Raw genomic sequence first — 12568 nt, 5'->3', positions numbered from 1 at the left:
GTCGCCCGTTCCCCTGCCCGACGAGGAAGCACCCCATGCCCACACCCCGCAGTGCCCCCGCCGCGCGGGGCGTCAACTACCAGGTCGGGCGGCTGCTCACCTTCGCGCTGCTCGCCGGCACCGTCGTCCCGTACGTGCTGCTCTACCGGCTGCTCCTCTGGGACAACCCGGGCGCCCGGCACTTCGGCGCCGTGTTCTGGGGCGTCCTGGCCTTCGGGGTGCTCGCCACCGCCGAGGGGTTCCGGCTGGCCTTCCTGCGCCGGGCGCTGCCGCTGGCCGGGCCGCGCCGTCACTCCAGCGGGCTGGTCCGGCATCCGGCGGGCCTGCTGGTGCTGCTCTACCTGCTCTGCGTGGTCCTCCTCGCGCCCGGTGTCTTCCTCTCCGGTGCGGTCGACTGCCTGCACGGCCGCCGCTACGCCGAGCTCCAGGCCCGCCGCGAGCGCGGTGCCGAACGCCGTGCCCGCGACCGGCGGAACAGGGGCAGGCGCCAGAACTGACAGGGCATCAGCACCTGGCGAGGCTGCGGAGAGCGTGGAGCGCCCGGGGCCGACCCGCGCCACCGGACCGGAACATGACGAAGGCCCAGGTCGGTTGACCTGGGCCTCGTTCAGCACTTCTCGCGAAGTGCCCCCGGTAGGATTCGAACCTACGCACCCGCCTCCGGAGGGCGGTGCTCTATCCCCTGAGCTACGGGGGCCTGCCATGTCCTGCTTGGTGTTGCTCGCCGCATCGCTGCGACGGGAAGAACGTTACCAGGTCGGCGGCGTGCTCCGTGCAGGGGTTTCCCGGAAGCGGGGTGGAGCCGGCCCCCACCCCCCCGCTCGGTCCGAAGTGTCCAAAGGCCGGACGCGCGCCACCGTGCCGCCGTAATCTCGTGGGGTGTCGGAAGACGTGTCCGGGCGGATCCTCGTGGTGGACGACAGCGAGGTGATCCGCCGGTTGATCAGGGTCAACCTGGAGCTGGAGGGCTTCGAGGTGGTGACCGCGGCGGACGGTGCCGAGTGCCTGGAGGTGGTCCGGCGGGTGCGGCCGGACGTGGTGACGCTGGACGTGATGATGCCGCGGCTGGACGGGCTGCGGACGGCGGCGCGGTTGCGGGCCGAGGAGCAGACGGCGCGGCTGCCGATCGCGATCGTGAGCGCCTGCACGCCGGCGGACCTGCGCCGGGGTGAGTCGGTCGGGGTGGACGGGTACCTCGGCAAGCCGTTCGACCCGGCGGACCTGGTCGCGCTGGTGCGCAGGCTGCTGGCCATCAAGGAGCACGGGGAGCAGGGGGGCCACGGGCGGAACGGCGGGTTGACCTTCGGCGGCGGCGACGTTCGCTGACGGCGAACACGACTCGACCGAACGGGACCCGACCGGACGCGACTCGGCCGACCCGCGGATCTCAACCGGCAAACCGAGTGGCGGGCGGGTACCTGCTCTCGCCTAGGCTTGGGCGCGTGACACCCGCAGAGCTCTCCCACGCAGTCCAGGTCGCCGTGCGCGCCGCCGTCGAGGCGGGCGAGCTGTCCGTCGACGTCCCCGAGACGGTGACGGTCGAGCGACCCAAGAACCGCGACCACGGCGACTACGCCACCAATGTGGCGCTCCAACTCGCCAAGCCGGCCGGCAAGCCGCCCCGCGCGGTCGCCGAGCTGGTCGCCGCGCGCCTGCGCGAGCTGCCGGGCGTCGCCAAGGTCGACATCGCGGGGCCCGGCTTCCTCAACATCACGCTGGACGCCGCCACCCAGGGCGAGCTGGCCCGCGCCATCGTCGAGGCAGGCCAGGCGTACGGCCGCAACGAGGCGCTCAAGGGCCTGAAGATCAACCTGGAGTTCGTCTCCGCCAACCCGACCGGTCCGATCCACATCGGCGGCGTGCGCTGGGCGGCCGTCGGCGACTCGCTGGCGCGGATCCTCAAGGCGACCGGCGCGGACGTCACCACCGAGTACTACCTGAACGACGCCGGCGTGCAGATCTCCAAGTTCGCCGCCTCCCTGCAGGCCGCCGCGAACGGCCGCGAGGTACCGGCCGACGGCTACGTCGGCGAGTACATCGCCGACATCGCCAAGGCGATCACCGAGAGCGTCCCCGGCATCCTGGAACTGCCCGCGGAGGAGCAGCTCCAGGCCTTCCGGGCGCACGGCCTGCAGCTGATGGTGGCCGAGATCAAGCGGTCGATGGACGAGTTCGGCACCCACTTCGACACCTGGTTCTCCGAGAAGTCGCTGCACGACTCCGGCGCGGTGGAGAAGGCGATCGAGCGGCTGCGCGAGCAGGGACACGTCTTCGACCAGGACGGCGCGATCTGGCTGCGCACCACCGACTTCGGTGACGACAAGGACCGGGTGCTGATCAAGGCCGACGGCGAGACGACGTACTTCGCCGCCGACGCCGCCTACTACCTCTCCAAGCGCGATCGCGGTTCCGAGGTCAGCGTCTACATGCTGGGCGCCGACCACCACGGCTACGTCAACCGGCTGAAGGCCATCGCGGCCTGCGCGGGCGACGACATGAACCGCAACATCGAGGTCAAGATCGGCCAGTTCGTCAAGATGCTGCGCGATGGTGAGGAGGTCCGCATGTCCAAGCGGGCCGGCAACATCATCACCATCGACGACGTGGTCGAGTGGATCGGCGTGGACGCCGCCCGGTACACGCTGGCGCGCTCCTCCACCGACTCCACCATCACGCTCGACATCAACGTGCTGACCAGCCAGACCAACGAGAACCCGGTCTTCTACATCCAGTACGCGCACACCCGGATGTGCGGGGTGACCCGCAAGGCCGAGTCGATGGGCATCACCAAGGCCGCGGCCGCCGACTTCAAGCCGGAGCTGCTCGCCTCCGAGTGGGAGTCCGACCTGCTCGGCGCGCTCGCCGACTTCCCGCGGATCGTGGCCAAGGCCGGTGAGCTGCGCGAGCCGCACCACGTCGCCCGGTACCTGGAGGAGGACGTGGCCCGGAAGTACCACCGCTTCTACGACAACTGCCAGATCCTGCCCAAGGGCGACGAAGAGGTCACCGACCTGACGCACGCCCGCCTCTGGCTCGCCGACGCGACCCGCACCGTCGTCGCCAACGGCCTGGCCCTGCTCGGCGTCTCCGCCCCCGAGCGGATGTAGCACCCGCCGCGCGGGTGCCGCCGCCCGGCACCCGCGCACCGCCACGAGAGAGAGCGCCGCAGATGAGCCGCTCCGCCCACCCCGCAGGCCCCCGGCACGGCGACGTGCTGCCCGAAGGCCACTACCTGGCGCCGCCGGGAGACCTGAACGCGCTGGACCCCAAGATCTGGTCCAGGACGGTCACCCGGGACGCGGACGGCACCGCCACGGTCGGCGGCATCCCGGTCACCGAGCTGGCCGCCGAGTTCGGCACCCCGGCCTACGTGCTGGACGAGGCCGACTTCCGGGCCAGGGCCAGGGCCTGGCACGAGGCCTTCGGCGGCGGGGCGGACGTCTACTACGCGGGCAAGGCCTTCCTCTCCAAGGCGGTGGTCCGCTGGCTGCACGAGGAGGGGCTCAACCTCGACGTCTGCAGCCCGGGAGAGCTCGCGGTGGCGCTGGCCGCCGGGATGCCGCCGGAGCGGATCGCGCTGCACGGGAACAACAAGTCCGCCGCGGAGCTGGAGCAGGCGGTCAAGGCCGGCGTGGGGCACATCGTGCTCGACTCCGCCGCCGAGATCGAGCGGCTGGCCGCGATCGCCGAGCGCCAGGGCGTGCGCCAGCCGGTGCTGGTCCGGGTGACGGTGGGCGTCGAGGCGCACACCCACGAGTTCATCGCCACCGCGCACGAGGACCAGAAGTTCGGCTTCTCGCTCGGGCAGGGCGCCGCCGCGCAGGCCGTGCGCGAGGTGCTGGGCCACGCCGGCAGCCTGGAACTGCGCGGCCTGCACTCGCACATCGGCTCGCAGATCTTCGACACCGCCGGCTTCGAGGTGGCCGCCCGCCGGGTGGTCGGCCTGCTGGCCGAGATCCGCGACGAGCACGGCGTCGAGCTGCCCGAGATCGACCTGGGCGGCGGCCTGGGCATCGCCTACACCAGCGAGGACGACCCGCGCGAGCCGGCCGAGATCGCCACCGCGCTGGCCGGGATCGTGCGCCGCGAGTGCGCGGAGCGGCGCCTCGCCGTGCCGCGCCTGAGCGTCGAGCCGGGCCGGGCGATCGTGGGCCCGACCGCGTTCACGCTCTACGAGGTGGGCACCGTCAAGCCGCTGCCGGGCCTGCGCACCTACGTCAGCGTGGACGGCGGGATGTCCGACAACATCCGCACCGCGCTGTACGACGCCGAGTACTCGGTGGCCCTGGTCTCCCGGCGCAGCACGGCCGGGCCGATGCTGGCCCGGGTGGTCGGCAAGCACTGCGAGTCGGGCGACATCGTGGTGAAGAACGCCTTCCTGCCCGCCGACCTGGCGCCCGGCGACCTGATCGCGGTGCCCGCCACCGGTGCCTACTGCCGCTCGATGGCGAGCAACTACAACCACGCCCTGCGGCCGCCGGTGGTGGCGGTCGCGGAGGGTGCCGCCCGGGTGATCGTGCGGCGCGAGACGGAAGAGGATCTCCTGCGCCTCGATATCGGATGACGGAAATCTGGTCTCGAATCTTGAGACGCCCGTAGATCTTTCCGAATCGTCCCCGAGACTGGAACAAGCCAAAACCCGTCGGCTCGCCGAAATGCCGCCGGGAACGAGATGGATGAGCGGAGTCGGATGATGCGTACGCGGCCGCTGAAGGTGGCGTTGCTGGGCTGTGGTGTGGTGGGCTCCGAGGTGGCGCGCATCATGACGACGGACGCCGCCGACCTCGCCGCGCGGATCGGCGCGCCGGTCGAGCTCGTCGGCATCGCGGTCCGCCGGGCCGGGCGGCCCCGCCCGGGCGTTCCCGAGCACCTGCTCACCACCGACGCGGAGGCGCTGGTCGAGCGCGGCGACATCGACGTGGTGATCGAGGTGGTCGGCGGGATCGAGCCCTCGAAGAACCTGCTCCTCACCGCCTTCGAGCACGGTGCGTCGGTGGTCAGCGCCAACAAGGCGCTGCTCGCCCAGGACGGCGCCGAGCTGCACGCGGCCGCCGCCGCGGCCGGGGTGGACCTGTACTACGAGGCCGCCGTGGCCGGCGCGATCCCGCTGATCCGCCCGCTGCGCGAGTCGCTGGCGGGCGACCGGGTCAACCGGGTGCTGGGCATCGTCAACGGCACCACCAACTTCATCCTCGACAAGATGGACAGCACCGGCGCCGGCTACTCGGAGGCGCTGGAGGAGGCCACCGCGCTCGGCTACGCCGAAGCCGATCCGACCGCTGACGTCGAGGGCTTCGACGCCGCCGCCAAGGCCGCGATCCTGGCCGGCATCGCCTTCCACACCAAGGTCACCGCCGCCGACGTCTACCGCGAGGGCCTCACCGAGGTCACCGCCGCCGACATCGCCAGCGCCAAGGCGATGGGCTGCGTGGTCAAACTGCTGGCGATCTGCGAGCGGGCCGCGGACGGCGAGTCGGTCACCGCCCGGGTGCACCCGGCGATGATCCCGCTCAGCCACCCGCTGGCGAGCGTCCGCGAGGCCTACAACGCGGTCTTCGTCGAGGCCGAGGCGGCCGGCCGGCTGATGTTCTACGGCCCGGGCGCCGGCGGTGCGCCGACCGCCTCGGCGGTGCTGGGCGACCTGGTCGCGGTCTGCCGCAACAAGCTCAACGGCGCCACCGGACCGGGCGACTCGGTCTACACCCGGCTGCCGGCCAAGCCGATGGACCAGGTGATCACCCGCTACCACGTCAGCCTGGACGTGGACGACCGCGCGGGCGTGCTGGCGCAGGTCGCCTCGGTCTTCGCCGAGCACGGGGTCTCCATCGACACGGTCCGCCAGCAGGGCCGCGAGGGTGACGCCTCGCTGGTCGTGGTGACCCACCGGGCCACCGACGCCGCCCTGTCGGCGACCGTGGACAAGCTCCGCGCGCTGGACAGCGTGCGGGATGTGGCCAGCATCATGCGGGTTGAAGGGGAATGACGGCAATGAACGCTGTGATTGACAAGGTCGGCGGCCGGACCCACCAGTGGCGCGGGATCATCGAGGAGTACCGCGACCGCCTCCCGGTGGACGCGAGCACGCCCGTGGTCACCCTGCTGGAGGGTGGCACGCCCCTGGTCCCCGCCCAGGTGCTCTCCGAGAGGACCGGCTGCGACGTCTACCTCAAGGTCGAGGGCGCCAACCCGACCGGCTCCTTCAAGGACCGGGGCATGACGATGGCGATGTCCAAGGCCAAGGGCGACGGTGCCCAGGCGGTGATCTGCGCTTCCACCGGCAACACCTCGGCCTCGGCCGCCGCCTACGCGGTGCGGGCCGGCCTGGTCTGCGCGGTGCTGGTCCCGCAGGGCAAGATCGCGCTGGGCAAGATGGGCCAGGCCCTGGTGCACGGCTCGAAGATCCTCCAGGTGGACGGCAACTTCGACGACTGCCTCACCCTCGCGCGTGAACTGTCCGAGAACTACCCGGTCGCGCTGGTGAACTCGGTCAACCCGGTGCGCATCGAGGGTCAGAAGACGGCCGCCTTCGAGATCGTCGACATGCTCGGCGACGCCCCCGACATCCACGTCCTGCCGGTGGGCAACGCGGGCAACATCACCGCCTACTGGAAGGGCTACCGCGAGTACGCGGCGGACGGCCTGGCCACCCGCACACCTCGGATGTGGGGGTTCCAGGCCGCCGGCTCGGCCCCGATCGTGGACGGTGCCCCGGTGCTCAAGCCGCAGACCATCGCCACCGCGATCCGGATCGGCAACCCGGCCTCCTGGGCCTTCGCCGAGGCCGCGCGGGACGAGTCCGGCGGTCTCATCGACAAGGTGACCGACCGTCAGATCCTCTCCGCCTACCGCCTGTTGGCGGCGCGGGAGGGCGTCTTCGTGGAGCCCTCGTCGGCTGCCAGCGTGGCCGGCCTGCTGGCCAAGGCGGAGGCCGGACTGGTCGACCCGGGCCAGCGGATCGTCTGCACGGTGACCGGCAACGGGCTCAAGGACCCGGACTGGGCGGTGGCCGGCGCGCCGCAGCCGCAGGTGGTCCCGGTCAGCGCCGAGGCGGCCGCGCAGCAGCTCGGCCTGTTGGACTGACGCCCCGTCGCATCCGGTCGGCAGCCGCCGCCGGGCCGGGCCGGACGGGCCGATCCCCCTCGGGGACGGCCCGTCCGCCGCGTCGGCGGCAAGCGCGTCGCGACGGGTGAGTAACTGCCCCGCTGTCGCATTCGTTGTTGTTTGCGAAGTCCTCGCGATGCCCTGGTGATGTCCTGGTGATGTCCTGACGATGCCTCGTCGCGAGGCTGATTCCGGCCGGATTCCGGCCATTACCTGCAACACGGTCGATCGGGAGGGAGCGGGGTGTACCGCTGTGGAACCTCTCTTCGATACGCTGAACCCCGGCGGTGTGGCACATGCCAAGGGCTGGGCCGTTCCCCCGCGGGGCGGGCCTGAGCCGCGCGCAGCGCACTGACACCCCCGCCGCCGTACCACCGCAGGGCCCGCCGACGGGCCTGCCTCACTCCCCAGGAGAGTCCACCGCATGGCCGGTCCCGCGTTCCGTGCCGCCGCCGTCCGGGTGCGGGTCCCCGCGACCAGCGCCAACCTGGGCCCGGGCTTCGACGCCTTCGGACTCGCCCTCGGCCTGTACGACGACATCGTGGTCCGGGTCGCCGACTCCGGACTGACCGTGGACATCGCGGGAGAGGGCGCCGAGACGCTGGCCCGCGACGAGCGCCACCTGGTGGTCCGCGCGATGCGCGCGGCCTTCGACCGGCTCGGCGGGCAGCCCCGTGGCCTCGAAGTGGTCTGCGCCAACCGGATACCGCACGGGCGCGGCCTGGGCTCCTCCTCGGCCGCGATCTGCGCGGGCATCGTGGCCGCCCGCGCGGTCACCATCGGCGGCCCGGCCGCCCTGGACGACGCCGCGGTGCTGGCCCTCGCCTCCGAGCTGGAGGGCCACCCGGACAACGTCGCAGCCTGTCTGGCCGGCGGCTTCACCATCGCCTGGACCGACGAGGACCGCGCCAGGGCGGTCCGCCTCGACCCGGCCGCCGAGGTGGTCCCGGTGGTCTTCGTCCCGGCCACCGAGGTGCTCACCGAGACCGCCCGCGGCCTGCTGCCGAAGACCGTCCCGCTGGCCGACGCGGCCGCCAACGCCGGCCGCTCCGCGCTGCTCGTGGAGGCGCTGACCAGGCGCCCCGAGCTGCTGCTGCCCGCCACCGAGGACCGGCTCCACCAGGACTACCGCGCCGCCGCGATGCCCGACAGCGCGGCCCTGGTGGCCGCGCTGCGCTCGGAGGGCGTCCCCGCGGTCATCTCCGGCGCGGGTCCGACCGTGCTCGCGCTGACCGACGAGGCCGGCGCCGACAAGCTGCTCACGTTCGCGGGGGAGTCGTTCGCCGCCCACCGGCTGCGGCTCGACCGTGACGGAGCGGGCGTCCTGCCGTTGGACGGATGACCGTTGCCGCAGGTCGGTCCGACGGTGCCGACCCGTCCGGCGACCGCACGGCCGTGCGCCCAACTGGCCGGACGGCGGCGTTCGGGACGGACACGATTGGCAAGTGCGAGGCTGGGGAATGTGTGAGGGGGTCGGTAGTGTTAACCTCAATGCTGCATCAGGCGCCCCGTGGGGCCCGGTGCACCGCGTCCCCCTCTTCTGAGCCCGCTCGTGCGGGATCAAGACGTTGTCGGGGACCACGATTCTCCGGGAGCCCGCCACAGCGCGTACGCAGCCTGCCTGCGCGATTGCGGCCGCGTCCCGAAGCCGTGTCGGATCCTGACCCCCACCCGCCCAGGCCGGCCTCCAGCTGAGGCCCGGACGGGCGGGAGCGCCGGAGACCGTCACGCGACGGGGGCCCGGGATTCGCAGGCAGCGGTCGGCATGCGGTGCTTTTCCAACCGCCCGCCGCGCCATTTCGCTCCACCGTGCTTCGTGCACCGCACTTCGCACCTCTCCCCCCAGCGGCTCCGCCGTGGTGGCGGGAGCACCGCCTCGGACCTGCGCACAGCAGAGCACAGGTCAGACAGCACAACCGGTCGCCGAGCCAGACAGGCCGACGTCCGCTCCAGGGAAGGACCCTTAGTGAGCGACACCACCGATCTGATGGGCGCGCGCCCGGACGCCGATGCGACGGACACCCCCGCCGCCCCGGCGGCGCCGGCCAAGCGCCGCCGTACCGCTGCCGCAGGCCTTGACGGTCTCGTCCTGGCCGAGCTGCAGAAGCTCGCCTCGACGCTCGGCATCAGCGGCACCGGCCGGATGCGCAAGAGCCAGCTCATCGAGGCCATCAAGGAGAAGAGCGGCGGGGACCCGCTGCTCGCCTCCGCCGGTGCCCCGGCGCCGGCCAAGACGGCCGCCAAGGAGAGCGCCCCCGCCGCCGAGCCGGCCGAGAAGCCGGCCAGGCGCACCCGGGCCGCCGCCACCGCGGCCGCCACCGAGACCCCGGCGCAGATCGAGATCCCGGGCCAGGCCGCTCCCGAGGCCGCCGCTCCGGCGCGCGCCGAGCGCGGCCGCCGCCGGGCCACCTCCGCCGCCGGCGCCCCCACCGCCCCGGCCGCCGCGGAGGCTCCCGCCGCCGCTCCGGTCTCCACGGCTTCGAGCGTCGCCGAGCAGGCCGCGCCCGCCGCCGAGGCCAAGGCCGAGGCTCGCGCCGCCGAGCAGCCCCGCACCGCCGAGGGCCGCGACGACCAGCGTGAGGGCCGCCGCGACCGCCGCGACCGCCGCGACCGCCGCGAGGGCGCGGAGCAGCGCCCCGAGGTGGCCGAGGCCGAGGGTGACGGCCGTGAGTCGCGCCGCGACCGGCGCAACCGCCGGGACCGCGCCGACCGCCGTGAGGGCGGCCAGCCGGCCACCCAGCAGCCCGCCGCGGCCCAGCAGCAGCCCGCCGCCGCCCCGGTCCAGCAGCCCGCCGCGGCCCAGCAGGGCGGCTACGACGACGACGAGTTCGGCGACGGCCGCCGCGGCCGCCGTGGCCGCTACCGCGACCGCAACCGGCGCGGGCGCCGCGACGGCTTCGAGGGCGCCGTGGCCGAGCCGCAGGTCGGCGACGACGACGTGCTGATCCCGGTCGCGGGCATCCTGGACATCCTGGACAACTACGCCTTCGTGCGGACCTCCGGCTACCTGCCGGGCAACAACGACGTCTACGTCTCGCTCGCCCAGGTCCGCAAGAACGGCCTGCGCAAGGGTGACGCGATCACCGGTGCGGTGCGCCAGCCCAAGGACGGCGAGCGCCGCGAGAAGTTCAACGCCATGGTGCGGCTGGACTCGGTGAACGGCATGGACCCGGAGAGCGGCCGCAACCGCCCCGAGTTCGGCAAGCTCACCCCGCTCTACCCGCAGGAGCGGCTGCGCCTGGAGACCGACCCGGGCGTGCTGACCACCCGGATCATCGACCTGGTGTCGCCGATCGGCAAGGGCCAGCGCGGTCTGATCGTCGCCCCGCCGAAGACCGGCAAGACGATGATCATGCAGGCGATCGCCAACGCGATCACCCGCAACAACCCCGAGTGCCACCTGATGGTCGTCCTGGTCGACGAGCGTCCGGAAGAGGTCACCGACATGCAGCGCTCGGTCAAGGGCGAGGTCATCTCCTCGACCTTCGACCGTCCGGCCGAGGACCACACCGTGGTCGCGGAGCTGGCCATCGAGCGCGCCAAGCGCCTGGTGGAGCTGGGCCACGACGTGGTGATCCTGCTCGACTCGATCACCCGCCTGGGCCGTGCCTACAACCTGGCCGCGCCCGCCTCCGGCCGCATCCTGTCCGGTGGTGTCGACTCGACCGCGCTCTACCCGCCGAAGAAGTTCTTCGGCGCCGCGCGCAACATCGAGAACGGCGGCTCGCTGACCATCCTCGCCACCGCGCTGGTGGAGACCGGCTCCCGGGCCGACGAGGTGGTCTTCGAGGAGTTCAAGGGCACCGGCAACATGGAGCTGCGCCTGGACCGCAAGCTCGCCGACAAGCGGATCTTCCCCGCGGTGGACGTGGACGCGTCCAGCACCCGCAAGGAGGAGATCCTGCTCGGCAGCGAGGAGCTGGCGATCACCTGGAAGCTGCGCCGGGTGCTGCACGCGCTCGACTCGCAGCAGGCGATCGAGCTGCTGCTGGACAAGATGAAGCAGACCAAGTCCAACGCCGAGTTCCTGATGCAGATCGCCAAGACCACGCCGGGGTCGGGCGACTGACGGGTCCTCGGAGCACCGCCGCGGGCGGCCATCGGATTCCGGTGGCCGCCCGCGGCGTTCCCGCGTGCGGGGGGACGGCGGCCGAGTGACCGGCAGGGGGGACCGGCAGCGGAGTGAGTGGACGTGGCCGTTTCGCAAACCGGACATACGTATCTAATTCGCTCATCTATCCTCAAAAGGTCGGCCAGTGCGGCCGAGCGACGTGAGGACCGGTACCGATGGCCGAGGAACAGCAGGACCCCACCCCGGGCGGGCGGCGCAAGGCGCGTACCCGCAAGGTGCGCACCCGCAAGGCCCGAGTGCTGCGGGCCGTGGCCATCACGGTGGCCGCCCTGGTGCTGGCCGGGGCCGGTGCGGCCGGCTACGCGTACTGGCGGTGGAACGCCAACATCAAGAGCGTCGACATCGACTCCCAGCTCGGCAGCGCCCGCCCCTCGGCCCCTGCGGGCGGTTCCTTCAACGTGCTGGTGCTCGGCTCCGACTCGCGCGACGGCGCGAACGGGTCACTGGCCGGCGGGGCGACCGACGGCACCGCCCGCTCCGACACGGCCATGGTGGTGCACGTCAACCAGGCCCACTCGGCCGCCACCGTGGTCTCGATCCCGCGCGACACCCTGGTGAGCCGGCCCGCCTGCACCGCGCCGGACGGCAGCGCGGTGCCCGCGGCGACCGGCGCGATGTACAACAGCGCCTTCGAGGTCGGCGGCGCGGCGTGCGCGGTGAAGACCACCGAGCAGCTCACCGGGATGCGGATGAACCACTTCGTCGAGATCGACTTCGCCGGCTTCGCGGGCTTCATCAACGCCATCGGCGGCGTCACGGTGACCACCACGGTGGACATCCACGACCAGGACAGCGGCCTGGACCTCAAGGCCGGCACCACCCACCTGAACGGCGACCAGGCGCTGGCCTTCGTGCGCACCCGGCACGGGGTGGGGGACGGCAGCGACCTGGGCCGGATCGAGCTGCAGAAGGAGATGGTGAAGTCGATCACCAGGCAGATCGGCTCGATCGGGATGTTCACCAGTCCGGCCCGGCTCTACACGGTCGGCGACACCCTGACGAAGTCCATCACCACCGACTCCCAGCTGGCCTCGGTGAGCGCGCTGACCGGCCTCGGCGAGGACCTCAAGGGGATCGGCGCCGACCAGCTGACCATGGTGACGCTGCCGGTGGTCACGGCGCCGAGCGACCCGAACCGGGTGGTGGCCCGGATGCCGCAGGCCGGCCAGCTCTGGGCCGCGCTGCGGGCCGACCAGGCCGCGCCGCAGGCGATCGTCAGCAGTCAGCCGGTCAACCCGGCCGATCCGGGCAGCTCGGGCGGCGCGGCGGGGGCGGCCGCGCAGCCCTCCGCCGCACACTCCTGACGGCACTCCTGACAGCACTCCTGACAGCACT

At 72.7% G+C, this 12568-nt stretch carries 9 protein-coding genes and 1 tRNA gene; 9 read left to right on the top strand and 1 reads right to left on the bottom strand.

Annotation, left to right across the window (positions count from 1 at the left end):
• Positions 1-35: 35 nt before the first annotated feature.
• Positions 36-497, top strand: coding sequence for a hypothetical protein (locus OG455_RS14710; RefSeq protein ID WP_266293824.1), 462 nt, complete (start codon positions 36-38; stop codon positions 495-497).
• Positions 498-625: 128 nt separating this feature from the next.
• Here the strand turns inward: OG455_RS14710 and OG455_RS14705 are convergent.
• Positions 626-697 (bottom strand) — tRNA-Arg (locus OG455_RS14705).
• 194 nt (positions 698-891) lie between these two features.
• On the opposite strand from OG455_RS14705, the gene OG455_RS14700 reads away from it, so the two are divergent.
• The 8 genes from OG455_RS14700 (at position 892) to OG455_RS14665 (ending at position 12537) form a co-directional block, all read left to right on the top strand.
• Entirely contained in the window at positions 892-1326 is a 435-nt protein-coding gene (locus tag OG455_RS14700) for a response regulator (RefSeq protein ID WP_266300780.1), read from the top strand.
• A gap of 116 nt (positions 1327-1442) precedes the next feature.
• Complete coding sequence (gene argS / locus OG455_RS14695; RefSeq protein WP_266293822.1) at positions 1443-3107, top strand: arginine--tRNA ligase; 1665 nt, start codon at positions 1443-1445, stop codon at positions 3105-3107.
• Between the two features lie 62 nt (positions 3108-3169).
• Positions 3170-4564 carry a diaminopimelate decarboxylase gene (gene lysA / locus OG455_RS14690; protein WP_266293820.1) on the top strand — a complete coding sequence of 465 codons (1395 nt, stop codon included), beginning with the start codon at positions 3170-3172 and terminating at the stop codon, positions 4562-4564.
• Positions 4565-4690: 126 nt separating this feature from the next.
• Entirely contained in the window at positions 4691-5983 is a 1293-nt protein-coding gene (locus OG455_RS14685) for a homoserine dehydrogenase (protein WP_266293818.1), read from the top strand.
• Positions 5984-5988: 5 nt separating this feature from the next.
• Entirely contained in the window at positions 5989-7080 is a 1092-nt protein-coding gene (thrC, locus tag OG455_RS14680) for a threonine synthase (protein WP_266293816.1), read from the top strand.
• A gap of 445 nt (positions 7081-7525) precedes the next feature.
• Positions 7526-8443, top strand: coding sequence for a homoserine kinase (gene thrB, locus OG455_RS14675; RefSeq protein WP_266293814.1), 918 nt, complete (start codon positions 7526-7528; stop codon positions 8441-8443).
• 624 nt (positions 8444-9067) lie between these two features.
• On the top strand, positions 9068-11170 hold the full coding sequence (gene rho, locus OG455_RS14670; protein ID WP_266293812.1) for a transcription termination factor Rho: 2103 nt from the start codon (positions 9068-9070) through the stop codon (positions 11168-11170).
• 218 nt (positions 11171-11388) lie between these two features.
• On the top strand, positions 11389-12537 hold the full coding sequence (locus tag OG455_RS14665) for an LCP family protein (protein ID WP_266293810.1): 1149 nt from the start codon (positions 11389-11391) through the stop codon (positions 12535-12537).
• Positions 12538-12568: the final 31 nt, after the last annotated feature.

This window comes from Kitasatospora sp. NBC_01287 (assembly GCF_026340565.1).
Taxonomy (GTDB): domain Bacteria; phylum Actinomycetota; class Actinomycetes; order Streptomycetales; family Streptomycetaceae; genus Kitasatospora.
Note: the sequence above shows the minus strand (reverse complement) of the source record. Positions and strands in the feature narration are given on the sequence as shown.